This is a genomic window from Vibrio anguillarum (assembly GCF_001989995.2).
In the GTDB taxonomy this organism is placed as follows: Bacteria; Pseudomonadota; Gammaproteobacteria; order Enterobacterales; family Vibrionaceae; genus Vibrio; species Vibrio anguillarum.
The window spans coordinates 1-25,589 of record NZ_JAHGUP010000032.1; the positions used below are offsets into that span (position 1 = coordinate 1).

Annotated in this window: 23 protein-coding genes, 1 pseudogene and 1 riboswitch; of the genes and pseudogenes, 17 read left to right on the plus strand and 7 right to left on the minus strand. The window is 46.0% G+C overall.

Going from position 1 to position 25,589, the window contains the following annotated elements; translation table 11 throughout:
- From ftsY to glpG, 6 genes are all read left to right on the plus strand, one after another.
- The coding region (gene ftsY / locus PL85_RS09305) for a signal recognition particle-docking protein FtsY (protein ID WP_208895723.1) at positions 1-968 on the plus strand (968 nt) is incomplete at its 5' end.
- 62 nt (positions 969-1,030) lie between these two features.
- Positions 1,031-1,705, plus strand: a complete 675-nt coding sequence (gene ftsE / locus PL85_RS09310) for a cell division ATP-binding protein FtsE (RefSeq protein WP_010316903.1) — start codon at positions 1,031-1,033, stop codon at positions 1,703-1,705.
- The gene (ftsX, locus tag PL85_RS09315) at positions 1,695-2,663 is read left to right on the plus strand and encodes a permease-like cell division protein FtsX (protein ID WP_013855492.1); all 969 of its coding nucleotides are present in this window, start codon (positions 1,695-1,697) and stop codon (positions 2,661-2,663) included. Before ftsE ends, ftsX begins: the two co-directional genes overlap by 11 nt.
- A gap of 175 nt (positions 2,664-2,838) precedes the next feature.
- Entirely contained in the window at positions 2,839-3,696 is an 858-nt protein-coding gene (gene rpoH / locus PL85_RS09320) for an RNA polymerase sigma factor RpoH (RefSeq protein WP_013855491.1), read from the plus strand.
- A 395-nt stretch (positions 3,697-4,091) separates the two neighbouring features.
- Positions 4,092-4,412 carry a thiosulfate sulfurtransferase GlpE gene (gene glpE, locus PL85_RS09325; RefSeq protein WP_010316900.1) on the plus strand — a complete coding sequence of 107 codons (321 nt, stop codon included), beginning with the start codon at positions 4,092-4,094 and terminating at the stop codon, positions 4,410-4,412.
- An 8-nt stretch (positions 4,413-4,420) separates the two neighbouring features.
- Positions 4,421-5,254: a rhomboid family intramembrane serine protease GlpG gene (gene glpG / locus PL85_RS09330; RefSeq protein ID WP_094123607.1), complete on the plus strand. Its 834-nt coding sequence runs from the start codon at positions 4,421-4,423 to the stop codon at positions 5,252-5,254.
- 32 nt (positions 5,255-5,286) lie between these two features.
- Here glpG and PL85_RS09335 read toward each other — a convergent pair whose 3' ends face one another.
- Positions 5,287-5,694, minus strand: coding sequence for a flagellar basal body-associated protein FliL (locus PL85_RS09335; protein WP_013855488.1), 408 nt, complete (start codon positions 5,692-5,694; stop codon positions 5,287-5,289).
- Positions 5,695-5,930: 236 nt separating this feature from the next.
- On the opposite strand from PL85_RS09335, the gene PL85_RS09340 reads away from it, so the two are divergent.
- Positions 5,931-6,485, plus strand: coding sequence for a chorismate lyase (locus tag PL85_RS09340; protein WP_013855487.1), 555 nt, complete (start codon positions 5,931-5,933; stop codon positions 6,483-6,485).
- Positions 6,482-7,336 (plus strand): 4-hydroxybenzoate octaprenyltransferase, encoded by an 855-nt coding sequence (ubiA, locus tag PL85_RS09345; protein WP_115339433.1) that lies wholly within the window; start codon positions 6,482-6,484, stop codon positions 7,334-7,336. Before PL85_RS09340 ends, ubiA begins: the two co-directional genes overlap by 4 nt.
- Before the next feature lie 81 nt (positions 7,337-7,417).
- On the opposite strand, the gene plsB is transcribed toward ubiA, so the two are convergent.
- On the minus strand, positions 7,418-9,841 hold the full coding sequence (gene plsB / locus PL85_RS09350) for a glycerol-3-phosphate 1-O-acyltransferase PlsB (protein WP_088728536.1): 2,424 nt from the start codon (positions 9,839-9,841) through the stop codon (positions 7,418-7,420).
- Between the two features lie 319 nt (positions 9,842-10,160).
- Here plsB and lexA point away from each other — a divergent pair, with 319 nt between their 5' ends.
- The 3 genes from lexA (at position 10,161) to dinF (ending at position 13,103) form a co-directional block, all read left to right on the plus strand.
- On the plus strand, positions 10,161-10,784 hold the full coding sequence (lexA, locus tag PL85_RS09355; protein ID WP_026028591.1) for a transcriptional repressor LexA: 624 nt from the start codon (positions 10,161-10,163) through the stop codon (positions 10,782-10,784).
- A 94-nt stretch (positions 10,785-10,878) separates the two neighbouring features.
- Complete coding sequence (locus PL85_RS09360) at positions 10,879-11,697, plus strand: class I SAM-dependent methyltransferase (protein WP_088728537.1); 819 nt, start codon at positions 10,879-10,881, stop codon at positions 11,695-11,697.
- Between the two features lie 62 nt (positions 11,698-11,759).
- On the plus strand, positions 11,760-13,103 hold the full coding sequence (gene dinF / locus PL85_RS09365; RefSeq protein ID WP_088728538.1) for an MATE family efflux transporter DinF: 1,344 nt from the start codon (positions 11,760-11,762) through the stop codon (positions 13,101-13,103).
- Between the two features lie 103 nt (positions 13,104-13,206).
- Here dinF and sthA read toward each other — a convergent pair whose 3' ends face one another.
- Positions 13,207-14,607 (minus strand): Si-specific NAD(P)(+) transhydrogenase, encoded by a 1,401-nt coding sequence (gene sthA / locus PL85_RS09370; RefSeq protein ID WP_115339434.1) that lies wholly within the window; start codon positions 14,605-14,607, stop codon positions 13,207-13,209.
- A gap of 286 nt (positions 14,608-14,893) precedes the next feature.
- Here sthA and fabR point away from each other — a divergent pair, with 286 nt between their 5' ends.
- Both fabR and PL85_RS09380 read left to right on the plus strand, forming a co-directional pair.
- Entirely contained in the window at positions 14,894-15,535 is a 642-nt protein-coding gene (fabR, locus tag PL85_RS09375) for an HTH-type transcriptional repressor FabR (RefSeq protein ID WP_115339903.1), read from the plus strand.
- Positions 15,535-15,912 (plus strand): YijD family membrane protein, encoded by a 378-nt coding sequence (locus tag PL85_RS09380; protein WP_013855478.1) that lies wholly within the window; start codon positions 15,535-15,537, stop codon positions 15,910-15,912. Before fabR ends, PL85_RS09380 begins: the two co-directional genes overlap by 1 nt.
- A gap of 15 nt (positions 15,913-15,927) precedes the next feature.
- Here PL85_RS09380 and PL85_RS18830 read toward each other — a convergent pair.
- Together PL85_RS18830 and PL85_RS09385 are read right to left on the minus strand one after the other, a co-directional pair.
- Positions 15,928-16,082 (minus strand): annotated as a pseudogene (locus PL85_RS18830) (substrate-binding domain-containing protein); the annotation flags it as partial.
- Complete coding sequence (locus tag PL85_RS09385) at positions 16,072-19,173, minus strand: beta-galactosidase (protein ID WP_115339435.1); 3,102 nt, start codon at positions 19,171-19,173, stop codon at positions 16,072-16,074. The gene PL85_RS09385 and the pseudogene PL85_RS18830, both read right to left, overlap by 11 nt.
- A gap of 453 nt (positions 19,174-19,626) precedes the next feature.
- Between PL85_RS09385 and PL85_RS09390 the strand changes: the two genes are divergently transcribed.
- Complete coding sequence (locus tag PL85_RS09390) at positions 19,627-19,776, plus strand: hypothetical protein (RefSeq protein ID WP_234912779.1); 150 nt, start codon at positions 19,627-19,629, stop codon at positions 19,774-19,776.
- Between the two features lie 94 nt (positions 19,777-19,870).
- Here PL85_RS09390 and trmA read toward each other — a convergent pair whose 3' ends face one another.
- Positions 19,871-20,980, minus strand: a complete 1,110-nt coding sequence (gene trmA, locus PL85_RS09395) for a tRNA (uridine(54)-C5)-methyltransferase TrmA (protein ID WP_088728551.1) — start codon at positions 20,978-20,980, stop codon at positions 19,871-19,873.
- Between the two features lie 160 nt (positions 20,981-21,140).
- Positions 21,141-21,336: riboswitch (cobalamin riboswitch) on the plus strand.
- A 47-nt stretch (positions 21,337-21,383) separates the two neighbouring features.
- On the opposite strand from trmA, the gene PL85_RS09400 reads away from it, so the two are divergent.
- From PL85_RS09400 to murI, 3 genes are read left to right on the plus strand one after another with little or no spacing between them, the layout of a single operon-like run.
- Positions 21,384-23,213 carry a TonB-dependent receptor domain-containing protein gene (locus tag PL85_RS09400; RefSeq protein WP_115339436.1) on the plus strand — a complete coding sequence of 610 codons (1,830 nt, stop codon included), beginning with the start codon at positions 21,384-21,386 and terminating at the stop codon, positions 23,211-23,213.
- Between the two features lie 45 nt (positions 23,214-23,258).
- On the plus strand, positions 23,259-23,948 hold the full coding sequence (locus PL85_RS09405; RefSeq protein ID WP_049785465.1) for a Dph6-related ATP pyrophosphatase: 690 nt from the start codon (positions 23,259-23,261) through the stop codon (positions 23,946-23,948).
- A gap of 30 nt (positions 23,949-23,978) precedes the next feature.
- Positions 23,979-24,782 carry a glutamate racemase gene (murI, locus tag PL85_RS09410; RefSeq protein ID WP_026027136.1) on the plus strand — a complete coding sequence of 268 codons (804 nt, stop codon included), beginning with the start codon at positions 23,979-23,981 and terminating at the stop codon, positions 24,780-24,782.
- Here the strand turns inward: murI and PL85_RS09415 are convergent.
- The gene (locus PL85_RS09415; RefSeq protein WP_017044858.1) at positions 24,745-25,200 is read right to left on the minus strand and encodes an RNA recognition motif domain-containing protein; all 456 of its coding nucleotides are present in this window, start codon (positions 25,198-25,200) and stop codon (positions 24,745-24,747) included. The genes murI and PL85_RS09415 overlap by 38 nt on opposite strands.
- Between the last annotated feature and the right edge of the window lie 389 nt (positions 25,201-25,589).

Below are 25,589 nucleotides of genomic sequence, written 5' to 3' on the forward strand. Positions count from 1 at the left end.
CAGAAGCAGAAGCAGAAGCACGAATTCAAGAGCAAGAAAAACCCAGCGAGAGTTTTTTCGCACGCTTAAAACGCAGCCTTAGCCGAACCAAAGCCAATATTGGTGCGGGTTTCTTTGGCCTGTTTAAAGGCAAGAAAATTGATGATGAGCTGTTTGAAGAGTTGGAAGAGCAACTGCTGATTGCCGATGTTGGGATGGAAACCACACTCAAAATCATCAGCAATCTGACAGAAAAAGCCTCTCGCCACGCGTTGAAAGATGGAGAGGCACTCTACGGTTTACTGAAAGACGAAATGGCCGACATTTTGGCTAAAGTAGAGCAACCGTTAGTGATCGATAGCCAAAAAACGCCCTACGTTATTTTAATGGTCGGCGTCAACGGTGTAGGCAAAACGACCACGATAGGTAAGTTGGCCAAACAGTTTCAAGCTCAAGGTAAAAAAGTGATCTTAGCGGCGGGCGATACTTTTCGTGCTGCGGCTGTTGAGCAGTTGCAGGTGTGGGGCGAGCGTAACAACGTACCAGTAATTGCCCAGCACACTGGCGCAGACAGCGCATCAGTGATTTATGATGCGATTGAGGCCGCCAAAGCACGTGGCGTGGATGTGGTGATTGCCGATACCGCTGGTCGCTTGCAAAACAAGAGCAACCTCATGGAAGAGTTGCGTAAAATTGTGCGCGTCATGAAAAAAATTGATCAATCAGCGCCGCATGAAGTGATGCTGACGTTAGATGCCGCTACTGGGCAAAACGCCATCAGCCAAGCCAAACTCTTTAGTGAAGTGGCCCCGGTGACTGGGATCACCTTAACCAAGCTGGATGGCACGGCGAAAGGCGGCGTTATTTTTGCGCTGGCCGATCAGTTTGAAATTCCGATCCGCTTTATTGGGGTTGGTGAAGGGATTGACGATTTACGTCCGTTTGAAACGCAGCAATTTATTGAAGCTCTGTTTAGCCGCGAAGAGTAAGTGTGCGTGGGTGCTCAATGAGCACCTCATCATCCAATGGAGACTGGTGAGAGGAATAGCGAGTGATTAAGTTTCAACAAGTCAGCAAAGCGTATCGCGGAGGCCGTCAGGCGCTGCAAAAGGTCGACTTTCACCTACGCCGAGGAGAAATGGCGTTTTTGGGTGGGCACTCCGGAGCCGGTAAAAGTACCTTGTTGAAGTTAATCTGTGCGATTGAGCGTCCAACCGATGGGCGCATCAGCTTTAACGGTCACGATATTACGCGTATTCCCAATCAAGATATTCCCTTTTTACGCCGCAACATCGGCATTGTGTTTCAAGATCATCGCCTGCTGATGGACAGAACGGTTTACGACAATGTGGCATTGCCAATGCGCATTGAATCGATTTCAGAAAATGAAATTAAGCGTCGCGTCTCAGCCGCGCTGGATAAAACTGATCTATTAGACAAAGCACGCTGTTTACCGAGCCAACTTTCTGGAGGTGAGCAGCAACGAGTGGGTATCGCAAGAGCGGTCGTGAACCGACCTACCTTACTGCTGGCCGATGAGCCTACGGGTAACTTAGACCCAGAGCTTTCTAACCGTGTGCTTAAACTGTTTGAAGAGTTTAACCGTGCCGGAGTCTCTATTTTGCTTGCGACGCACGACATCAGCTTAGTCAACACGCGTCCTCAATATCGTCATTTAGAACTTAACCAAGGTTTTTTAAGCGAGGTAGAAGACTATGGCCGTTAAGTCGTCGAATAAAAGGAACGCGAAAGCACGTGAACCGAAACGGGCCAAAACCGATAGTTTTTTAGCCATCCACTTTAAGCAGGCCAAGGCCTCATTTTCAAGTTTATGGTCACGCCCACTCGGCAATATTTTAACGCTCGCCGTTATTTCGATGGCGCTTGCGATGCCAGCCTGTATGTACCTGCTGAGCAAAAATATCGCGTCTGTAGCCAATAATGTCACCAGCCCTGCTCAGATCAGTGTCTATCTACATGAGCGCACACCTGAAGCACGAATTATGGTGTTGAAAGATGAGCTAGAAAGTTTGGCCGATGTCGCCAGCGTGGAGTACATCTCACCGCAGCAAGGATTGGATGACCTGAGTCAATACGCCGGGTTTGAACAAGCCATTAGTTTATTGGATGATTACGCTTTACCTGGCGTGCTTATTGTTACCCCGCAGGTTGAGCAGCAAGAGCAAATCAAAGCGCTGGCGAAAAAAATACAAGCAGAACAAGACGTCACGGATGTACGCTTGGATGAAGATTGGCTTGCTAGGTTAAACGCCATTCGAACTTTAGCGGCGATCATTGTCGCGAGTTTATCGGTATTGATGTTGGGCGCTGTATTTCTGATTGTGGGCAACACCTTGCGCTTTAACGTACAAGCCAATAAAGAAGAGATCCAAACCATGAAATTGATCGGTGCCACCGATCGCTACATTTTGCGCCCTTATCTCTATGCTGGCATGTGGTTTGGCTTGTTGGGCGCATTCGCCGCTTGGCTGTTAACCGCTTTTGTGACTATTTTATTGAACGGTGCCGTTGAAGATCTTGCCCTACTGTATGACAGCCGTTTTCGTCTTATTGGCCTAAGTTGGGATGAATCCTTACTGCTGTTGATGCTCGGTACTTTCTTAGGATGCGTAGCGGCAAAAGTATCTGCGCAGCGTCATTTAAAAGAAATTGAACCAGTTTAGTTGAATATTGTCATATGTAGGCAATAACTGTTGGCTAGCTTTAGCCACAGCACTTGTATAGGCGACTTGTTTATGCATAATAGTTTCCCCTTGCTTGAATCTTGTTCATTTTAGGTTCAAGATTGTCGGGTTAAAAACATCCATTACTCCAGATCAGAAATTGATGAGGAATTGAATGACAAACCAAACGTATCAAATGGCTCTCGTTTCACAAGACAGCTTAGACAGCTACATTCGTTCAGTGAACAGCTACCCAATGCTGAGCGCGGAAGAAGAGCGGTCACTCGCAGAGCGATTACATTACAAAGGTGAAATTGAAGCGGCGAAAGGGTTGATCTTATCGCACCTTCGATTCGTTGTTCACGTTGCTCGTGGCTATTCTGGTTATGGCCTGCCCATGGCGGATTTAGTTCAGGAAGGCAATATTGGCTTAATGAAAGCGGTGAAGCGTTTCAACCCAGAAGTTGGGGTGAGACTGGTTTCCTTTGCTGTGCACTGGATCAAAGCTGAAATTCACGAATATGTGTTACGCAACTGGCGCATTGTAAAAATAGCGACCACGAAAGCGCAACGTAAGCTATTCTTCAACCTACGCAAATCGAAAAAGCGTTTAGGCTGGTTTAATAGCGGTGAAGTGGAAGCGGTTGCCCGTGAGTTGGGCGTTGACCCAGCTGAAGTGCGAGAAATGGAATCACGCTTAGCCGCGCAAGATGCCACCTTTGAAATGTCGGCGGAAGACGATGATTCGAGCTCTTCTTACACGGCACCTGTGCTTTATCTCGAAGATAAGCATTCGGATCTTGCGGATAACATTGAAGCGGCGAATTGGGAGCATCACACCAACAATCGTTTAAGCTTGGCGTTGGCTAGCTTAGATGAACGCAGTAAACATATTGTGCGCTCTCGTTGGTTGGATGATCAAAAAGCTACGCTACAAGAGTTAGCGGAAGAGTATGGTGTCTCAGCTGAGCGTATTCGTCAGCTAGAAAAAAATGCAATGAAGAAGCTAAAGGATGCTGTCGGCGAGTTCTAATCACTGACTCATTGTGAAGTGCATTAAAAACCGAGATCTTACGATCTCGGTTTTTTTATTTTTGATCACTTTAAGTGATCAAATTTTCAGCGCGCTGATTGTGGATAACTCTGTGACAAAATTATTCGTGAGCTGTCATCAAGTCGGTTAAATCAAGGCTTGAACACCGTTTTATATTTGGGGATATGTATTGTGTTACACACAGAAAAGTAAGGATCATCACTACATGTTGTGGATCTATTTCTCATTTACTACTTTATCAACGCAATCCACAAGATTATCCACAAACGGCGAAAAAGTGATCAGTGGTGGATAACCTTATAAAGGCCGTGTACTTGATTGCCTTGGGATAGGTTACAATCAAACGCCAAAAATAAAACCAATCAGAGGAAGCGATGGATCAGTTTCAACATATCAATGCTCAAGCAGCACAAGCTTTAATGGAACAACATGATGCGCAATTAGTGGATATTCGTGATGCGCAATCTTTTGCGGTTGCACATGCAAATGGCGCATTCCACTTAACCAACGACAGCATGGTTTCATTTATGGAAAAAAGCGAATTTGACCAACCCATTTTAGTGATGTGTTATCACGGTATTAGCAGCCAAGGTGCTGCACAGTATCTGATTAACCAAGGTTTTGAACAGGTGTATAGTGTGGATGGTGGATTCGAAGCTTGGCATCGTGCAGGCTTGCCCGTAACCAGCAATTAGGATGACTTATGTTAAGACTGATCACGCTCAATAACCCAAGAATGGCGCAAGCCTTTATTGATTACATGGCCTCTCGTGAAATTGAGATTCAAATGATGCCGGAAGGGAGTGGTCAATTTGCGTTATGGTTACTTGATGAGCAACATCAGATTGAAGCCGAAGCGGAACTCAACCATTTTCTGCACAATCCAAATGACAGAAAGTATCAAGCCGCTTCATGGGATGTGGCTGAAAGCCGCAAAAGTCACTTTCAATATCGTTCACCGAGCATGTTGGCGATGCTCAAAGCCAAAGCTGGGCCTTTAACACTGGGCGTGATGATGGCATGCGCCATTATCTTTGCATTGCAGCAGTTTGGGCTAGCCAATCAAGTATTTTCTGCATTACATTTTCCTGCTTTGGCTGGGCAGCAATGGCAGATTTGGCGCTGGTTTAGTCATGCTTTACTTCATTTCTCTGTGCTGCACATCGTCTTTAACTTGTTATGGTGGTGGCAGTTGGGGGGCGATGTTGAAAAACGGCTTGGCTCATTCAAACTTGGACAGCTATTTTTAGTGTCAGCACTGTTGTCCGGTGCGGCTCAGTACTGGGTTGAAGGAGCCAATTTTGGTGGTTTATCGGGTGTGGTCTATGCGTTGGTCGGTTATCTATGGATGCTTGGTTGGAAAGCCCCTCATCTTGGCTTGCAAATGCCCAAACCCGTGATCGGTTTCATGCTGGTGTGGTTGGTGCTCGGCTTTGTGCAACCCTTTATGGCGATTGCCAACAGCGCGCATTTAGCGGGTCTATTTGCAGGAATCGCCTTTGGATTAAATGACGCCAGCCGTCATCGAACTCGTTAAGCAAAAACATCAATAGAGCGACAATTGCTGCTCTATTGATAGATGTATTTAGTAAACAGTAGGTCAGCAATAATGGTTCGGCCTATTTCAGGCAGTAACACCGCGTTGAGCTCTGTGACCAACGTTTTTCTTAAATCTTCCCGACCTGCGAGTGATTTTATCGTCTCTTCGGTCTGTTTACCGAGTAGCTCGACGATGGCATCACGAATCAGTGGTTGGTGCCGTTCAACGGCGGGTAAATCGGCGTCGCTGGATACCATCACGTCGATACGAACTTGGATGTAACCTAACTTATTTCCTTTAGTGAAAAAGTTGGTGGTGAGATCCGGCTCTAAGGTAAAGTACGCCAGCCTAGGCGCTTTTTCATCTTGTGCATAACTTGGTAACGCACAAAACAAGCTTAGAGCGATAATTATTTGGGCTACATAACGTTTAAGCATATTTCTATCTTTTCTTTAGTTGGTTCACGATACTCGAATCGCTTGAGTCTTGTTACAATAGAGCATCGGATTGTAATCAAAATGCTTATCTCGTTGTTTGGAATATACCGCAGTTGTCGCTTCCCGTTTTTACAAGCGGGTTTTTAACCTCCAACCGAGGGATTCTGTGAGTGAGCGCTTTTTATGGTTGTGTTAACCAAAAATGGACCTTTATTGTATGTTGATAAAGCCACTAATTGAATACTAGTATGAATCAATCAATTTCGCTCTATCTGTCTGCTTTGCGAGAAGTAATTTGGCAACAACCTGACGTTTTTTCTTTTCCTGATCAGGTTTCTCAGTCTTGGCTTTTAGAGCAAGGATCATTATCTCGCGTGTTAGAGGCGCAGTGTCAGCAACTGAGCGTTGAACTACTGCACAATAAGCTCGTTGAGGCAGAAAAATTACAGGGCGATGAGATGGCTCTGTTATCTGATGAAGCCTGTTTGTTACGTCAGGTTGTGCTGCGTGGTGATCAACAGCCATGGGTTTTAGGCCGTACTTTAATTCCTCAATCTTCGATGCTGGGTCAGCAATATGACTTAGCGCGCCAAGGTGATATCCCGCTTGGGTTAACGGTTTTTCGTGCTGAGCACGTTAAGCGTGACGCACTACAAGTGGGCTGGGCAATGATGGAAGAGGGGCCGTTGCTTGCACGCCGTTCACGATTATGGATGAATAATAAACCGATGTTAGTTGCGGAGCTGTTTTTACCCTTTTCACCGATTTACTCTAAGGAGAGAGTGTCATGACTTTGGTTAAGGCGCGTGCTTATTGGCAACTGATGCGCATGGATCGGCCAATTGGTTCTTTGCTATTGTTGTGGCCAACCTTATGGGCATTGATTTTAGCCGCGCAAGGTTTCCCCGATCCTAAAGTATTATTGGTATTCGTGTTGGGGGTGTTGTTGATGCGCTCAGCGGGTTGCGTGATCAACGATTTTGCTGATCGCAGAGTCGATGGACATGTTAAACGAACCAAACAGCGGCCTTTGCCTGCCGGGCGAGTGACAACCAAAGAGGCGATTGCACTGTTTTTAACGCTAGGTATCACTTCTTTCCTGCTGGTTTTGACCATGAATCCACTCACGGTTCAGCTCTCCTTTGTTGGTATCGCATTAGCGTTTGTTTATCCGTTCATGAAACGTTATACACACCTTCCGCAGTTGGTATTAGGGCTGGCCTTTAGTTGGTCTATTCCGATGGCATGGGCGGCGCAAGCCAACGAATTGCCAGCGGTGATGTGGGGGCTATTTTTGATCAATGCGTTGTGGACTGTGGCGTATGATACGCAGTATGCGATGGTTGATCGTGATGACGATATCAATATCGGAGTCAAATCGACCGCTATTTTATTTGGTCGTTTTGATAAAATCATCATCGGCATTTTACAGTTATTGGTACTGGCGTTGATGATCGCACTTGGTGGCTATTATCAGTTAGGGGCGAGTTTTTATTGGTCAGTATTGGCTGCAGCGGCTCTGTTTGTTTATCAGCAGCGTTTAATTCGTCATCGTGATCGTGATTTATGCTTCCAAGCTTTTCTCAATAACAATCACGTTGGCATGGTGTTAACGTTGGGCCTGCTTTTTGCGTTTTGGTAAGTAGTTCACTAGTTTTTGTAAGTACTTCACGAATAAAGTAAAGGCATCCATTGGGATGCCTTTACTGTTTCTTACGACCGATTAGTTCGCTTGGCAGAGACTTTCTTGAATGGTTAAGCGAATTTCAGGATAGAGCATCGAGTAAAGTAGGCGTGCTAGCTGAACGGTTGGTTCTAAATGGCAATTGCCATCAACATCCAAATAGCCCTGCTCTTTGAGCGTGACAAACATGGCGGAGAATACCCCTTTATCAAAAAACTCAGGGGCATTGATGCCATGCAAACGGCCAAGACGTTGTGCAATTTCTTGGCTTTTTTGCTCTAAATCAGATTTGCCCACTTCAGGGTTGGCAACCAATAGATTGAGAGCAATCGCGTAGCGTTGTAGGGTTTCTGAAATGGTACGACCGAGCAGCATCAACACTTGTGTTTTGGCTTGATTAATAGCCACGACACCCTCTTCTAGCGTTACTAATTGTTGACGTTGCAGTTCGTTAACGTAAGCGTTGACTACATCTGCGAGTTCATCTTGCGCAAAGCTTAAAAATAGCTCCTGCTTTAAGAAGGGATAAATCAGTGCCACATTGGCGGTTATCTGCTCTAGTGATAGCGTTTGCTGGCGGATCAACATCTGCGCAATCAGCGAGGGAATGGCAAACAGATGAATGATGTTATTGCGATAGTAGGTCATCAAAATCGATTGATTGCGATCAAGGGAAATAATCTCACCCATGGTATCGGATTCAATTACAAACTTGTCGAGCGACTGTGCGTGGTTAACCAGTTCTTCCGCATTGGCTTTAGGCACAGTGCAGGTTGCTGAGTAGCGCACGTTATTTAGTAGCGATAAATAGCAGTCGATTTGCTTAACCAAATTGTCACGAGCCAGTGCGCTTTGGCGTGAAGCAAGTAACGCGGTGGCACACAAAGTTAAGGCATTGGCCGCCGCCGCATCGTTAATGTGCGTCATCATCTTGGTGGCCAGTTGGTTAACAATAGGGTTGATCCACTGCGGCTTGGTGCTGCCCATAGGGTCAATATCTTGCGTCCATTCTGGCACTTGCTCGTTAAGGTATTGGTTCAACGGGATCGGTTCGCCGAAATTGACATAGCCTTGGCCAAAATTACGCAGCTTGCGAATCGTGCGCAGCACTAAACCCGCATTTTCTTTCTCTTTGCTTTTGCCGCGTAGCTCTTTGGCGTAAGTGCTTACTTCCATCACATGTTCATAACCGATATAAACTGGAACGAGGGTCACCGGGCGGTTAAGGCCGCGCAACATGGCTTGGATGGTCATCGCCAGCATGCCTGTTTTCGCTGGCAGTAAACGGCCAGTGCGTGAGCGGCCACCTTCGCTAAAATATTCAACTGAATAGCCTTTGGCAAATAGCTCGGCCAGATATTCGCGGAAAATGGTCGAATAGAGCTTATTGCCTTTAAAGCTGCGACGAATGAAGAATGCGCCGCCACGGCGGAAAATCGGACCTGCTGGGAAAAAGTTCAAGTTGATTCCGGCAGCAATATGCGGTGGCACCATACCTTCGCGATACAGCACATAAGAAAGTAAGAGATAATCCATATGGCTGCGGTGGCAAGGGACATAGACAATCTCGTGTCCATCTTGCGCAAGGCGACGTACGGTGGCGGCATTATTTATATTAAGCCCTTGGTAAATGCGGTTCCATAACCAGCCCAGTATGCGTTCTCCTTTCTTGATTAAGGAGTAAGAGAAATCAGCGGCAATCTCATCCATGATGTCATGCGCTTCTTTGCGCGCTTTTTCGAGGGAGATATTGTTGGCTTTCGCTTGATCTTCAATCGCTTTTTCAATCGCTTGTGATTTAATTAGGCGGTTAAACAGCGCTTGGCGATTGGGCAAATTTGGCCCAGAAGCTGCCAGCTTTTGGCGAGAGAAATGAATACGAGCCACTCGTGCCAATTTATGCGCGATAGATTCGTCGGTGCCGTGTGAATCAGCCATATAGCGCAGTGAAACGACGGGGCTAAAGCGCACCATGCAATCGCGTCCAGCAAAAATTACCGCGAGTGCTTTTTGTGGGCCATTTAAGGCTTGGAGATAGGGTTTCTCTTGCCCCTCTTTACCTGGTTTACGTCCCCAAAGCACCGTCGCTGGGATCATTTGAACGTCCAATTCCGTATCAAACTTATGTAGCTCAAGCAGTTCAGAAAAAAGAGCGATAGAGTCACTAGGAACGTGCTGATCATTGCGCATCAAGGTTGGGCGCGCCGAGATGAAAACATAACGGGCAAAACTTTTGCCGTTTAGCTCAAGTGGTTGCAGCGGATCAGGTAAACCCAGTTCTTTGGCGTGAGTTTGCAAGGTGAGCAAATCAACACTTGAGCGAAAAGGTAAGGCGTAAACAATCGGCTTGTGAATATCAATGCCGTGGTCTTCTATTGGATTAGAAGGGATCGCCGTGCCTTTGACCAACGCAGACAAAGGTAATTTTAGTAGTGAACGAGATAATGAGTGTCCAGAAGACATAAAGGTCGTCGCCTCAAGAATATTTCAATATGCTTAAGCGCATGTCCATTTCCCTGTGAGTTGATACTCAGAGAAATCGATATGCGCCGAAGCGGCTAGCTATTTTTGAGCCGCAAGGATACCAGAAACTGGTCAAACCTTTTAATCATTATTGTTTAGTAAAACAGCATCACTTGCGAGCGCGGTGAGTGAATCGGTGAGGTATTTATCGGTCGATTGCGGCATTTTTTGTAAATAGCCAAAAAATAAGCGTCCGCTCTTCCATTTATTCGATTACTGGATATACTCACAGTTAACTGTATAAACAGACAGGTGAGATATGAAGCCGTTAACGCCCCGCCAGCAACAAGTATTTGATCTTATCCGCAGTAAGATCGACGAAACCGGAATGCCACCGACTCGCGCTGAAATCGCACGCGAGCTGGGTTTTCGTTCCGCCAATGCCGCAGAAGAGCATTTAAAAGCACTGGCTCGTAAACAAGCGATTGAAATTATTCCGGGTGCCTCTCGTGGGTTGCGTATCTTACTTGAAGCTGCCAATGAGCCAGAAGATCTTGGCCTGCCTTTAATTGGTCGAGTCGCGGCGGGAGAGCCTATTTTGGCGCAAGAGCATGTCGAAGCGCATTACCAAGTGGATCCCAATATGTTTCGCCCTCAAGCGGATTTCTTACTGCGTGTGCAAGGCGAAAGTATGAAAGATATTGGCATTATGGACGGTGACTTACTCGCAGTGCATAAAACACAAGATGTGCGTAATGGGCAAGTGGTGGTGGCGCGTGTTGAAGATGATGTGACGGTAAAACGTCTAGAACGCAAAGGCTCTACCGTGTTATTGCACGCAGAGAATGAAGCGTTCTCACCGATTGAAGTGGATCTTAAATCTCAGCAGCTCACCATTGAAGGTGTGGCCGTCGGCATTATTCGCAATACCGATTGGATGTAATTTATTATTGAGATCCATTCTCAATAACTTGTTATTCTAACTGATATTCATTATCATCTTCTTTGTTGTTACATCGAGTTGCGACATAAGGAAGATGGTAATGCCTACCGATAAACATTCACTAACCCCACGTCATCATATTCCAACCAATTTAGTTCAACCGTTGTGGTTTCGTAGCCGCGAAAGTTTGGTTGATAACGGGTTAGTGTATGATCCGATCGCTGCAAAGGCCTGCCAGAGCTGTCACTTAGCCCCCGAATGTTTAAGCGGTGATATCGATCAAAAACAATTGCTGCATGCCACCTTAACGCAATTGTGCGATCAACAAGTGCGCGCGTTTATTGAGCGTAACCCTGATGGATGGATCATTAATGTCGGTGCTGGGTTAGATACCCGTTTTTATCGGGTAGACAACGGGCGTTGCCATTGGATAGAGCTCGATATCACCGAAAACCTGCTGTGGCGGCAGAAATTGTTTCATCGCAGTGAGCGTTATCAACATGTGTGTGGCAGTGTCGATGATCTTCAGTGGTTGGATGCATTGCCTATTGCGGAATCCTCAGCCGTTTTAATCGTTTGTGAGCATGCGTTATTAGATTGTACGGCGCAGCAACTCACCTATTTTATCCGCGCATTGGGTTTGCATTTTTCTAATGCGGCGGCTTGTTTAATGCTGGCTGGAGACAAAACTGCTTCCACTTTAGGTCAGAAAATGGGCTCAGGCCATTACGGACATGGTTTTGCTAACCCAACCGAAGCGGTACTCAATGTCTTGCCTTGGGCTTCGTCGGCAAAAACGTTTTCACCGCTCGATCAACATTGTGGCCGTTGGAAATTATGGCAACGTTGGTTAAGTAAGGTGATGGTTTACAAGCTGCGCTTAACACCCGTTTTAGTTTATGTCCGTTGGTGAGTAACCGCTAGCCGTCCTCCTATCACTCCGCTACACTTTGCTCTCACCCATGAGAGGTCAACGTGTCGCACTCTATTTTACAAACGTTATCGAATCGTTCCGTACACCGACAAGTATTGCTACTGGCGATACCTATGGTGCTGTCCAATATTACCGTACCGCTGTTAGGCTTAGTTGATGCGGCGGTGATTGGTCATCTGGAACACGCTTGGTATTTAGGTGGTGTGGCACTTGGCGGTACGGTAGTCAGTGTCACTTTCTGGTTACTCGGCTTTTTAAGAATGTCGACCACAGGCCTTGCGGCGCAAGCATACGGTGAACAATCGCCACAAAAACTGGCGTTAGTCTTGCTGCAAGGGCTCTTGATGGCACTGGCATTTGCGTTGCTGTTTTTGATTCTGCATCGATGGATTGGTGATGCGATTTTTTCAGCCAGCAGTGCCAGTGAGCAAGTAAAGCAATATGGGTTGCAGTATTTTGTGATTCGAGCGTGGAGTGCGCCCGCCGCATTGGCCAACTTTGTACTGCTCGGCTGGCTGTTAGCCACGCAAAATGCTAAAGCGCCGATGTGGATGGTAATCATCACTAACTTAACCAACATCGCGTTGGACATTTTGTTTGTGTTGGGTTTCGGCTGGAAAGTGGAAGGCGCTGCGCTGGCGTCGGTTATCGCCGATTATGCGGGCATGAGCTTTGGCTTACTGTGTGTTTGGCGCTATTGGTTGCGGCATCAACTCCCTTCGCCACTGCAGCTAGGTGTTTTAGTGACACAAGGTCTTAGCCGCTTTGTGAAATTGAATCGCGATATTTTCCTGCGTTCACTCTGTTTGCAGGCGGCGTTCAGCTTTATGACCTTTCAAGGGGCGGCGTTTGGCGATCAAACCGTGGCGGCTAACGCTGTCTTAATGAGCTTTTTGATGATGATCTCCTATGGTATGGATGGCTTTGCTTATGCGATGGAGGCTATGGTTGGCAAAGCGATTGGTGCAAAAAGTGAGGCGCAGCTCAAAAGTGCTCTGATCGGCAGTTTTTTCTGGAGTGCGTTAATCTGTTTGGCGTTGACGGTGATGTTTGCGGTGTGGGGATCTGCGTTGATCACGCTGATCACTGATATTAATGCAGTTCAGCAAGCGGCTAACCGTTATCTACCGTGGCTTGTGGCGATGCCGTTAACCGCGATGTGGTGTTTTTTATTGGATGGTATTTTTATCGGCGCGACCAAAGGTAAAGAGATGCGCAACAGCATGTTTGTCGCGATGTGCAGTTTTTTCAGCGTTTTTTATCTGGCTCAGTCTTTGGGTAATCACGCCCTGTGGATGGCGATGCTCAGCTTTATGGCAATGCGCGGCATCAGTTTAGGTGTGCTATTTATCTCACAATGGCGACGCGGTGTTTTTCTCACTTGATCACCGAATCTATCCCTAAGCACTTCACTCACTAGGTTACCAAAAAGAAAGCCGCACTCGTTAGCGGCTTTCTTTCCATTAGCAGGCAGAATTAGGTCGATGATTAGAACAATCGATTCAGGCCATTTAACGCCGCCACGCGGTAGGCTTCGGCCATGGTTGGATAATTGAAGGTGGTATTGACGAAATATTCGAGGGTATTGGCTTCGCCTTTTTGCTCCATAATTGCCTGTCCGATATGGATGATTTCAGCCGCGCGTTCTCCAAACACATGAATACCTAAAATTTCTTTTGTCTCTCGGTGAAACAAAATTTTCAAGCTGCCGATATCTTTGCCAGAAATTTGTGCTCGTGCGAGGTGTTTAAACGAAGAGCGGCCAACCTCATACGGAATTTTGGCCGCGGTGAGTTCTTGCTCTGTTTTGCCCACTGAACTGATTTCAGGAATGGTGTAAATCCCAGTTGGAATGTCATCAATTAAGTGCCCTTGCGCTTGACCATGAGCAATCGCTTGAGCGACAAATCGACCTTGATCATAGGCTGCGCTCGCAAGGCTGGGGTAGCCAATGACATCACCGACCGCGTAGATGTGCTCTACCGAGGTTTGATAGTTACGATTGACAGCCAGTTGACCACGTGAGTCGGCATTCAGGCCCACCGCTTTGAGGTTCAATTTGTCAGTGTTGCCCGTGCGTCCATTGGCATACAAGATACAGTCGGCTTTCATTTTTTTGCCCGATTGCAAGTGAACGATCACACCATCGTCAGTGCCTTCAATCTTTTCATGGGTTTCATCATTACGAATCACAATTCCGCTGTTCCAAAAATGGTACGAGAGTGCATCAGACGTTTCGTTATCCAGAAACGACAGCAAGCGGTCGCGGGTATTGATGAGGTCGGTTTTGACGCCTAATCCGCGGAAAATCGAAGCGTATTCGCAACCAATGACGCCTGCGCCATAAATGATGATGTGGCGAGGATCGTGTTTAAGCGAGAGAATCGAATCGCTGTCATAAACTCGTTCATGAGTAAAATCAACATCATCAGGTTGATAAGGGCGTGAGCCAGTCGCAATCACAAATTTGTCGGCGCTGTATTTTTCGATGCTGCCGTCAGCGTGCGTAACCGCCACGGTATTTTTGTGAGTAAACTTAACGTTACCAAAAATCAGCGTACACTGATTGCGATCGTAAAAGCCTTGGCGCAAGCGAGTCTGTTTATCAATCACAGATTTAGCATGGCCTAAAATATCAGAAAAAGTGAGATGAATACTGGTGTTGTTTTTACAAAATAGAGGGTTACTGTTGAATTCGATGATGCGGCTGACCGCATGGCGTAACGCCTTGGAGGGAATGGTGCCCCAATGGGTACAACCTCCGCCAACACTACTCTCTTTTTCGATAATGGCGACATTAAACCCCGCTTTAGTCAAACCCATTGCGGCGCCTTCTCCGCCCGGGCCGCTACCAATTACGATGACATCGAAGTGGTTTTGGTTCGCCATACTCTATTCCTTGTTGTATTTGTTTAACATTGCTGTAGCGAGATTTTAACTGATCCATCAGTGCGGTAAACGATGTTGCCATCAGAGAGTGGAGAGGATCACGCTCGAGAGGTGAAAATGCCACTTTATGCTATTGCTTTGTCCATCTTACTGTGGCGAGTGATTGAAATTAGGTTAGGTGACTGTTTAATTGGTCACTTTGTCCAAAGAGGCGATGTTGTGGCTTAGACAACGTGCTCAATCACGTTATAGTATGGCTCAGATAGTAAAAGAGAAGCGACTTAATATGAAATCGATGGGAATTCGCGCATTACAAAAAGAAAAAACACGTCGTTCATTGATTGATGCAGCATTTAGCCAATTAAGTGCCGATCGGAGTTTTTCTAACTTAAGTTTACGAGAAGTGGCCCGCGAGGCGGGGATTGCGCCCACCTCATTCTATCGACATTTTAAAGATATGGATGAGTTGGGTTTAACCATGGTTGATGAAGGCGGTTTACTGCTGCGCCAATTGATGCGTCAAGCACGGCAGCGCATTGTCAAAGAGGGCAGTGTGATCCGCACGTCGGTTGAAACCTTCATGGAATTTATTGAAAGTAGTCCCAATGTGTTTCGCTTATTACTGCGAGAACGCTCAGGTACTTCTTGCGAGTTTCGTGCCGCGGTAGTGCGAGAAATACAGCACTTTTCCGCAGAGCTCACCGAGTATTTGATGACGACATGCATGGGTCGTGACGAGGCATTAACTCAGGCCGAAGCTTCCGTTATTTTGGTGTTCAGCTCCGGCGCTGAAGCTTTAGATTTAGATCGACGTGAGCGAGATGAGCTTGCTGAACGTTTGATCATGCAGTTGCGAATGCTAGCCAAAGGGGCATTTTGGTATCGCAAAGAACGTGAACGTAATCGGCTCAAAGGGGGGATAGAGTAATGTCGAATGAAAACAACACAACCCATCGTGGTTCGGAAAGAAAAACACTTGTGCTAGCGCTCATCGCAGGTATGTGCGGCGATGCTTTGTTGTCTTGGGTAACCATTAGCCAAGTTCCGTTCTCCATTTTCCCATTGATTGCATTAGTGCTTTCTGTGCAGGCGTTGTATCAAGAATATTTGCGCCATCCGGTGGCGGAAGATCTTCCATTGGTAGCGCTTGCCTGTTTCTTTGTCGGTGCTTTTGGTCATTCGGCATTTATCAAAGCACAGTATCCAGATTCTGGTTCTAACTTTTTCGCCATTCTCGTACTGCTGTTGTTGCTACTCTGGGTTGGAAGAAAATTGGGTTTTCTTGGTCGCCATCGCACCGACTAAGTCATCAATGACTAGGTAGATATAGCGTGCGATGTGACAGTCATCCAAGCCTATCAAAGACATATCACAGGGATGTGGACGCCGTTTTCTTGTCGTAGCGTCATGCATCCCGCTGCCACGTAATCGTTGTAAGTGGCGATAGCCGTTATCGGTGCGTTTTTAAATACGATGCGAAATTGCTTTGAACGATATTCGGTAAACGTAATTGTTGCCAGTTAGCTGGAATTCTTTGTGCACACTAGGGCTCCAAGAATCATCACCACCCACGCCCATGTGCTGATGGTCTAGGCGCACATAAATGGTTTTTTCTGCCATTAAATCACAGGTGTGTTTTGCTTTTGCCAGCGTCTGTTGAGTATATTGACTGACACTAAATTGGAAATCGCCAGATATCGCCAGTTCGTTCACTTGCAGCCATTGAGTACCACAACGTAAGCCACTGTCTGCTGGGAAAATGTACGGAGTGTGCATCTCTTCTAGCGTTTGCGTGTGCAAGCCAAAACGTGCTGAAGATAGGCGGTCTGGGTAGTTCTCAAACGGACCTAAACCTTGCCAAGTGATTGGCGTACTCTGCTCATGCAATGGCAATTGCAGCTCCAAGCCGATACGTGGCATAGGTGGCAGATCATTGACAAGTGTCACATCAACGGCCAACTGCATTTCGCCACTGTTTTTCAGCGTATGCGTCCAAGTGGTGATGGCTTGCACGGCACCGTTGAAGTGGTAAGCGAAAGTTGATGTTACTTGCACGGCATGCGCTAAAATGTCGCTATGGCAACTGACACATTCGCGTTTCCATTGGCCAATACCAGCCATATCCCAACGACATACCCAAGCGTTTGGATCTACGTTATCCACTTCACTCACACCAATATCGTTATCCAGTGGCGCACGGAAGAAGTTATCTTGTGGTGCCGTCAGCATTTGCGTTTTGCCATCGACTTGCCAATTAATCATCAAGCCTGTTTGACTATCCCAGCACCATTGATACTTCTCATCTAAGCTTGTGACTACGATCATACCTTTTTGCTGGCTTATTGCTGGGGCTGGTTGCGTTTCCAACTTAGGCATGGCGAGACCTGCGGTATTACGTAGCGCAAATTGCTCAGAAGCACTCACATGTCCCGCGGGTGCCCAAAGCGTTTCTGTCACTAAGGTGATGTCAGTATTCAAGTGGTATCGCGTTTCTGCTTTAGGTGTAAATTCCAAAGCAATCTCTACGGTTGCTTGGCTATCGGCTTTGATGTTCAGCACCACCGAGCCAGATTGAATCAATTTGCCATCTTCTAAAAGTGACCAGTTCAATTGCTCGTTATCTATTGCACGAAATAGGTTTTCGTTAGTTACTAATAGATGACAGAATCCTTTCACTTGTTCTTGCAGCGACACGCGAATCATACGCTGGCAGTATTTGGCTTCTTCCAATGTTGGATGCACAGTGCGATCTGGGAAGATCAACCCGTTGATGCAGAACTGGCGGTCATTGATTTTATCGCCAAAATCGCCACCGTAAGCCCAGAAGTGTTGGCCGTTCTCGTCCCATTGGCTCAAGCCTTGGTCTACCCAATCCCAGATAAAGCCGCCTTGAAGGCGAGGAAACTCGCGGAATGCATCCCAATATTCATTAAAACTCCCCAAACTGTTACCCATCGCGTGGGCGTATTCACATAAGATCAGCGGGCGAGTTTCGTTGGGTAGAGAAATCCATTTTTTGATTGACCATTTTGGCACTGCTTCATCTTCGAGCGTTGTATCCACACGGGCGTACATAGGCGCAATGATGTCGGTTGCTGCGGTATTAGCACCACCACCTTCGTATTGAACAGGGCGCGACGGATCGTAGTTTTTCGACCAAGCGTACATCGCATTGTGGTTGCTGCCGTGGCCAGACTCGTTACCCAAAGACCAGATGAGAATAGAAGGATGGTTTTTATCGCGCATCACCATTTGGGTGTAGCGGCTCATGTATGCGTGCGCCCATTGTGGATTGCTCGAAAGGCGATTCATCGGCTGCATGCCATGTGTTTCGATGTTCGCTTCATCACACACGTACAAGCCGTATTGGTCACACAGTTCGTACCAACGAGGATGATTTGGGTAGTGCGCTGTACGTACCGCGTTGAAATTGTATTGCTTCATCAAACAGATGTCGCGGATCATGTCTTCTTCTGTCATCACATGCCCAAGCTCTGGATGATGCTCATGACGGTTAACACCACGGATCAGCAAAGGCTTGCCGTTGAGTTTCAACTGGCCGTCAGTGATTTCCACTTTGCGAAAGCCCACATGATAGGCTTCACTCTCTAGGTACATGCCATTTTCATCCAATAGGGAAACGACTAGACGGTATAGATTGGGGGTTTCTGCACTCCATTTTTTTGGCTCGCGCACATGCAATGTTTGAAATACCACGTCATCGTATGTACCTCGCTCGTCAATACGGCGGTTGTGCGGGCGATCAATTCGCGGTTCAGTTACAGCGCATTCACCATCAAAGAGCTGCACTTGCACTTGGTAACAATCTGGCGCTGAAATGTGCGTCACGATTGATAGTGAACCATCGCGATAACACGCATCCAAATCTGGCGTGACGAATACATCTTCAATGCAGTGTTGCGGTTTAGAAAGCAAAGTTACGTCGCGAAAAATACCACTTAGCCACCACATGTCTTGGTCTTCTAGGTAGCTGCCATCACACCAACGCATCACCATCACGGCAAGTGTATTCTCGCCAGCCACTAGGTAGAGCGATAAGTCGAATTCGGAAGGCAAGCGGCTATCTTGGCTGTATCCCACCCAAGTGCCGTTGCACCATAGGTGGAATGCTGAGTTTACACCATCGAAGATGATGCGCTGGGTATTGGCAAGATCGGCTTCTGAGCGGGAAATCGTAGTGCGGTAACAACCTGTCGGGTTTTCGGCGGGCACGAATGGAGGGTTTACTTCAAACGGGTATTTTACGTTGGTGTAAATTGGTTTGTCGTAGCCTTGTAGCTGCCAGTTGGAAGGAACCGTTATTTCATCCCAGTTCGTGTCATTGAATTTGGTTTGAATAAACTCACCTTCGACTTGTTCTGGCGAGTCGAACACTTTGAATTTCCATTGGCCATTCAGCGATTGACGTTGGGCGTAAACGCCGTCACGGGCATGGTCAATATCTCGGTAACTGGAAAGTGGGCTGTGTGCTTTTAAGCAGTGAATATTCACTGATTGTGGGGTTTCCCAGTCACGTCGTTGGAGAATATCTGAAAATGCCTTCATGGTTTTCCTACTTGATTTTTTGTTTCTAACCGTGTTGCGCTACGGTAGTGAATACCGTAATGGATGACTTTTTTGCTCTGGTAATCGATGCTAACGCGGCAAAAAACAGTGCCATACATAGAGTAGCTAATCGTTTTATTTTTTGAGTCCTAACTTGCTACTCAGTGTAAATAAAATGTGGAAACGTTTCCATGATGGGATTTACATTTTCATAGTAATAACGGATTTATTCTTCTTTCGTGTGATCATCCTCTCTGGAATATGCTTTTAAGCAATTTTAACGGCGAGTGATGAACTTTCCTTGGTGAGATTGGCTTCGGGTCTGACGTTTATATCGAAATCAATCTGTAAACGTTCCCATACATTTAGTTTGGCTCACCGATTATTTTGCTCGATTCACTGTGATGCGATGTAATTTCCTGCTTCAAAGTCAGACAAAATGACAGATAACCATTGATTGAATTAACCGGTGGGCAGGCTCTACTGATTGTCGAATTGGGTGAGTATGCAGAGATTTTGCACTGGGGGCAGAAGGTAAGCGGTGATCTCAACGGTTATCGTATGGGCTCTGCATCGCCCTGTGCTATAGCCCGCCCTGATTAAACCGTTAGTCAGAGCGAGCAGCATAATAGGTAATGTTGTCAGTACGAATGCGTGAAAGCCGATTAAATCGAAATTTAAATATTGATTGAAAGTCTTATTTAATCTTCTCCAGCATCACACCTGCTTCCATGTGGTGGGTGTAAGGGAATTGGTCGAATAGAGCGAAACGAGTCACTTTGTGTGTTTCACATAGAGTGTCTAAATTCTCTTTTAAGGTTTCTGGGTTGCAGGAGATATACACAATCCGCTCGTAGCCTTGCACCATTTTGCAGGTATCGATATCCATACCCGAGCGCGGTGGGTCAACAAAAATGGTGTTGCAACGATAGCTTTTGAGATCAACTCCAGCCTGTTGCAAACGGCGAAACTCACGTTGACCTTCCATCGCTTGAGTAAATTCTTCGGCAGACATGCGGATGATTTGCACATTGTCTATTTTATTCGCCGCAATGTTGTATTGCGCGGAATCAACAGAAGGTTTGGCTAATTCGGTCGCGAGCACTCGCTCGAAATTTTTCGCCAATGCCAGTGAAAAGTTACCATTCCCACAGTAGAGCTCTAATAAATCGCCTTGGCTCTCTTGCGTACAGTCAACGGCCCATTCCAACATTTTTTGTGCGACAGTACCGTTTGGCTGAGTAAAACTGTTTTCCACTTGTTGATAAATGTAACTTTGACCATGTACGTTCAGTTTCTCAATCACAAAATCTCGATCGAGCACGACTTTCATTTTACGTGCACGGCCAATCAAATTGAGGTTGAATCCCTCATCATTGAGACGCTGTTTTAATGCTTTTGCTTGGGTTATCCATTCTTCATCGAGTTGGCGATGATAAAGCAGAGAAACCAATACTTCACCACTAAGAGTGGAGAGAAAATCCACTTGGAAAAGTTTACGGCGCAGTGAGTCGCTGCCTTTAAGTGCATCGACCAAAAGTGGCATCAAATCATTAATTAAACGACTGGCTGCAGGAAACTGGTCAACGCGGTATTTTTCACGCGTTTCTTGGTTGAACATGATGTAATAAAGCTCATCACCTTCGTGCCAAACTCGAAATTCTGCACGCATACGGTAATGCTGCTCTGGTGATTCAAACACTTCCAACTGAGGCATGTTGTATTGTGCGAACATTTGGGTCAGACGCTCGGTCTTTTCCGTCAACTGTTGCTGGTAGTGTTGTGGGTTTACATCAAGAGTCGCCATGGTATTACCTTTGCTTGGGTATGGTGCATTCAAATAATAAAGAGCGCAGATTTTATTCAATCCCTCGCGCTTGTCCAGTTTTGTCCTGAATTAGTCATTAATTGCGAGCTAACAAAAATAGCTGACACCAATCAGTACTAGACAAATTATCAATAGAGCCATAGTATCGCCCTCAGCTGGTGCTATCTAGCGGTATAGATGGCCGAAAAGGGAATCTGGTGTGAATCCAGAACTGACGCGCAGCGGTAAGAGAGAACGAACACCTAATATGACACTGCAGGAAAATGCTGTGGGAAGTCGGGTTAGTAGGTCAAGAGCTCTCAAGTCCGAATACCTGCCAGCAGCCAAATCTATGCCACCGTTTGGTTGATTTGGTAGGACTTACGCGAATTAGGATCACAATATGAATAAATCCCTTTTAGCGGCGGCTGTAGCATCGCTGCTTCCGTATGCCTCATTTTCTTCTTATGCTCAAAACACTGAAGAGTCGCTCGTGGTGACGGCTAACCGTTTCGAGCAAATCGAATCCTCAGTTCTTTCTTCAGTAACCGTTGTGTCACGTGAAGAGATCGAACAGTATCAAGCCAACTCATTAACCGAAGTATTACGCCGAGTCCCCGGCGTGGAAATCGCCCAAAATGGTGGGCGAGGACACAATGCGTCTATTTTTATGCGCGGAACGAACAGTGATCATGTGTTGGTATTGGTGGATGGTATTCGTATCAATTCATCTGCAGGTGGTGTGGCGATTAATCGTTTTCCGATTGGTTTAGTGGAACGCCTAGAGGTTATTCGTGGTCCGAGTGCGTCAGTTTATGGTTCTGATGCGATTGGCGGTGTGATCAATATTATCACTCGCTCTCACCGAGGCGATGATGCTAAACAATTAGCGCTGGGCATTGGCAGCCTTGCGTCTAAAAAAGCCGATATAGTGGCTAAAGCGGATGTGAACGAACAAGGGCATATCCAAGTAGCGGCAGGTTTTGAACAAACCGATGGCTATGATATTAAAAAGACGGGAAACGGTCCCCAATATGGTTTTGATAGCCAAAACCTGATAGCTGGTTATGAGCATCAATTAAGTAAGCATTGGCTTGGCTATGTTTCTGCAAGCTGGTTTGACAGTGATGCTCAATATGACTCTTATGGTTCGGTTAAACAGGGTTACTCACAAAATGAAAGCGTTACTGGCCAACTGAATTATCACAATGAACAGTTAAAAAGCTTGGTCAGTTTGAACTACCAGCAAACTGAGAACTTAGATTATTCACTGGCGGAAGGTCGGGCAAATGCCAGCACTAAGGCCAATATCAGTCTTACGCAGCTGCAGTGGGCCAATCTCTACCAACTGACATCAACATCGGAAATCGGTGCAGGTATTGATGCTCGCCGTGAACGCCTTGCCGATGACGCGAAAAATCGTGGCAGTGCTCATAAATTAGCGGGTGAAAGCCGAGATACCAAAGGTGCGTTCGCTTCTGGTCGGTTATATGTCAATCGCTGGGTGTTGGAATCCAATATTCGCTATGACGAATACGATCAGTATGACAATTATACAACTTGGTCTGTGGCGGCTGGGTATCAACTTAACGAAGCTCATTTTGTGCGCGCTACTTACGGTACTGCTTTTAAGGCACCAACGTATTCAGATTTAAGCACTACTCCAGACTTGCAACCGGAAGAGTCAAAAAATGTAGAGCTCGGTATCTCGGGTGTCTATTCGTTTGCAAGATGGAATCTGTCGGCTTATGACAACAAAGTGGATAACCTCATCATTTGGTATAAACCAGCCTCTTCTTCAGGTGACTGGTATTCAGACAACACTGATGCTCGGATTAAAGGCTTAGAGTTTGATGTGAACTTTGATACTGGGCCTGTTAACCATACGGTTGTGGCTGAGTTTAAAGATCACAAAGATGATAACGATGTCCAACTGGCACGTCGTGCAAAGCAAAATTATAAATGGATCAGCTCAATGAATCTCGGTAAGTTTGAGTTTAACGCTACCTATACTTACACAGGCAAACGGCTTGATCTTCCAACAGCATCGCCCATGAGTGACGACTACATTTCCGCAACCAACTTATGGGATATGTCGGTTGGCTACTGGATGAATGATGATCTGATTGTTCGCAGTCGAATCGATAACGTATTTAACGAGCAGTATGAAACGGCGATTGGTTACAAAGCGCCAGAGCGAGCTTATTACCTCAACGTTGCTTACCAATTCTGATTTTTGAAACCGCCTGTGGGCGGTTTTTACTTTGCGAGTGTGATGATGAAAAAGAACGTTATCGTCAGTTGGTCTAGCGGAAAAGATTCAACCCTCACTTTAGAGCGCTTATTGGAAGATAGCCGTTATTGTGTGGTGGGCATTTTTACCACTTATGTCGAAGATGAAGTGCCCTTTCAAGCCACCCCCTTGTATGTAATTGAGCTACAAGCACGACTTTTAAAATTACCCGTTGTCAAAATAGAGCTGCCTGCCGTATTTCCAAGTAACGAGCTTTATCAATCGACCATCATCAGCGCATTAAAACAAAGTGGATTAGAGATAGACGCCGTTGCTTTTGGCGATATGTTCTGTAACGGTATTGCGCAGTATCGCAAAAGCTATATTGAACCGGCTGGCTGGGAGTGTGTGTTGCCCTTGTTAGGCGAAGATAGTAGCGCTCTTGCGCGAGAGATCATAAATCGCGGCATCCAAACCATGGTGATGACGACAGATGGTCACAGCCTCACGCCAGACTATTGTGGACAACCTTATGGACGAGCGTTTATTGATTCTTTACCAGCAAAGGTTGACCCGTGTGGCGAAAATGGCGAGTTTCATACACTGGTCACCGACGCTCCCTGTTTTTTGGGTGGAACACTGGAGTTAGAGTTGACGCATCTCCAACTGGGGGAACGTTTTTGTCACCAAAGATACCGAGCAAGAGCATTGCCAATTGATAAAGAGCGAGTATGATCGGAACGTTTTCATTATAAGGTGCTCAGAGTGTCGCAACCGTCTCAGCTTAATGTGCTTATCTTTGACTCTGGTGTTGGTGGGTTATCGGTTTATCAAGAGGTCCAAGCCAAACTACCACAATTAAACTACATCTACCTGTTTGACAATGAAGCTTATCCTTATGGTGAGCTCAATCAAGAGGTGTTAATTAAGCGTGTGGTTAGGTTGGTAAGCGATGTCGTGGTGAAAGAACGCATTGATTTGGTCGTTATTGCTTGTAATACCGCAAGCACCATCGTCTTACCCAAGCTGCGTTCTTGTCTTGCTGTACCAGTTGTGGGGGTTGTCCCTGCGATTAAACCGGCCTCGTCACTGGCAAATAAAGCCGTGGGACTCATTGCCACCCCAGCGACTATCACTCGTCAATACACTCACGATTTGATTCGAGATTTTTCATCTGACAAGAATGTTGAATTGCTAGGGTCAACGCGCTTAGTGGATATGGCAGAAGAAAAATTGAGGGGCAAAGCTGTCGATCTTGCAGAATTAAAAGAGATTCTTAGCCCTTTGGTGAACCGTATTGATGTGGCGGTCCTTGGCTGTACACACTTCCCATTAATAAAAGAAGAGATCCAAGCCGTATTAGGGAAGAGTGTCGTGCTAGTTGATTCCGGAGAAGCTATTGCTCGTCGTGTGCAAGAGCTATTGGGCGTGAAAAGCGAGCCACAATGCAAAATCAAACAACACAGGATATTATCAAGCGCACCTCCTTGGGAAGAAAGCGCGCTCAATAGCCGATTAGCTCACTTAGGTTTTACTCCTGTTCAAACATATCGTCATCAGGATGTTTAGGATCATTTGCCACACGTACTTTCAATGTACGCTGCATATAGTCTTTCTCATTCAAAGCTGAAATAGCACCATCTACATTTGCAGAAGCCATCACAACAAAGCCAAATCCACGCCTTTTGCCCGTTCGCTTATCTTTCATCAAACGTACGGCAAAGACCTCTCCATATTTGGCAAAAAGTTCACGAACATGAGCTTCATTCGCTTTGTATGGCAAGTTACCGACATACAGTGTTTTCGTTGAGAGTTTTGACTCCTCATCATCGGTTAGCGTTTTGCTGCCAAAAAATTTAAAAACAAGAGCGGAAGAGACAACACCAAGAACAAAAGTAATTGCGGGAGAAAGCGCGACCAGAGAAAAAAGGATTGCGCCTATTATTGCAAGAGATGCAACCAGTAAAATCGATTTATTAGAGTTCATATTGGAATACTACATATCAAGTAAAAGAAGAAGGATGTCTAGGATTAACAAAATAGACACATCAATCTTACGTTTATGCTTGGTGTTTTTCCAACCAATTGCTGTGATAACCTTCAAATGTTGAAGTTTTATTCAATAAAACGCGACATTGGTGGCTTTTTAAGCGAATGAAAGGTGATTTTAAAAAAGAACTTGTCACATTGTAAAACCTCCCTATAATGCCGCCTCACTAACACGGAGTGAGGCAAGCCTCACAAACGAGTTACTAGTTGAAAGAGAAAGATAGTTAAAAATAACTCTTGACTCTTGAAAGCTAAAGCGTATTATTCGCACCCCTAGCGACGCGGACTTAACGGTCTTGTTCGACAGGAACGCTCTTTAACAATATA

Excerpts from the sequence above, each read along its gene's own strand:
- ftsX (WP_013855492.1), top strand. The coding sequence starts at position 1,695 with ATGGCCGTTAAGTCGTCGAATAAAAGGAACGCGAAAGCACGTGAACCG.
- rpoH (WP_013855491.1), top strand. The coding sequence starts at position 2,839 with ATGACAAACCAAACGTATCAAATGGCTCTCGTTTCACAAGACAGCTTA.
- glpE (WP_010316900.1), top strand. The coding sequence starts at position 4,092 with ATGGATCAGTTTCAACATATCAATGCTCAAGCAGCACAAGCTTTAATG.
- glpG (WP_094123607.1), top strand. The coding sequence starts at position 4,421 with ATGTTAAGACTGATCACGCTCAATAACCCAAGAATGGCGCAAGCCTTT.
- PL85_RS09335 (WP_013855488.1), bottom strand. The coding sequence starts at position 5,694 with ATGCTTAAACGTTATGTAGCCCAAATAATTATCGCTCTAAGCTTGTTT.
- ubiA (WP_115339433.1), top strand. The coding sequence starts at position 6,482 with ATGACTTTGGTTAAGGCGCGTGCTTATTGGCAACTGATGCGCATGGAT.
- plsB (WP_088728536.1), bottom strand. The coding sequence starts at position 9,841 with ATGTCTTCTGGACACTCATTATCTCGTTCACTACTAAAATTACCTTTG.
- lexA (WP_026028591.1), top strand. The coding sequence starts at position 10,161 with ATGAAGCCGTTAACGCCCCGCCAGCAACAAGTATTTGATCTTATCCGC.
- PL85_RS09360 (WP_088728537.1), top strand. The coding sequence starts at position 10,879 with ATGGTAATGCCTACCGATAAACATTCACTAACCCCACGTCATCATATT.
- sthA (WP_115339434.1), bottom strand. The coding sequence starts at position 14,607 with ATGGCGAACCAAAACCACTTCGATGTCATCGTAATTGGTAGCGGCCCG.
- fabR (WP_115339903.1), top strand. The coding sequence starts at position 14,894 with ATGAAATCGATGGGAATTCGCGCATTACAAAAAGAAAAAACACGTCGT.
- PL85_RS09380 (WP_013855478.1), top strand. The coding sequence starts at position 15,535 with ATGTCGAATGAAAACAACACAACCCATCGTGGTTCGGAAAGAAAAACA.
- PL85_RS09385 (WP_115339435.1), bottom strand. The coding sequence starts at position 19,173 with ATGAAGGCATTTTCAGATATTCTCCAACGACGTGACTGGGAAACCCCA.
- trmA (WP_088728551.1), bottom strand. The coding sequence starts at position 20,980 with ATGGCGACTCTTGATGTAAACCCACAACACTACCAGCAACAGTTGACG.
- PL85_RS09400 (WP_115339436.1), top strand. The coding sequence starts at position 21,384 with ATGAATAAATCCCTTTTAGCGGCGGCTGTAGCATCGCTGCTTCCGTAT.
- PL85_RS09405 (WP_049785465.1), top strand. The coding sequence starts at position 23,259 with ATGAAAAAGAACGTTATCGTCAGTTGGTCTAGCGGAAAAGATTCAACC.
- PL85_RS09415 (WP_017044858.1), bottom strand. The coding sequence starts at position 25,200 with ATGAACTCTAATAAATCGATTTTACTGGTTGCATCTCTTGCAATAATA.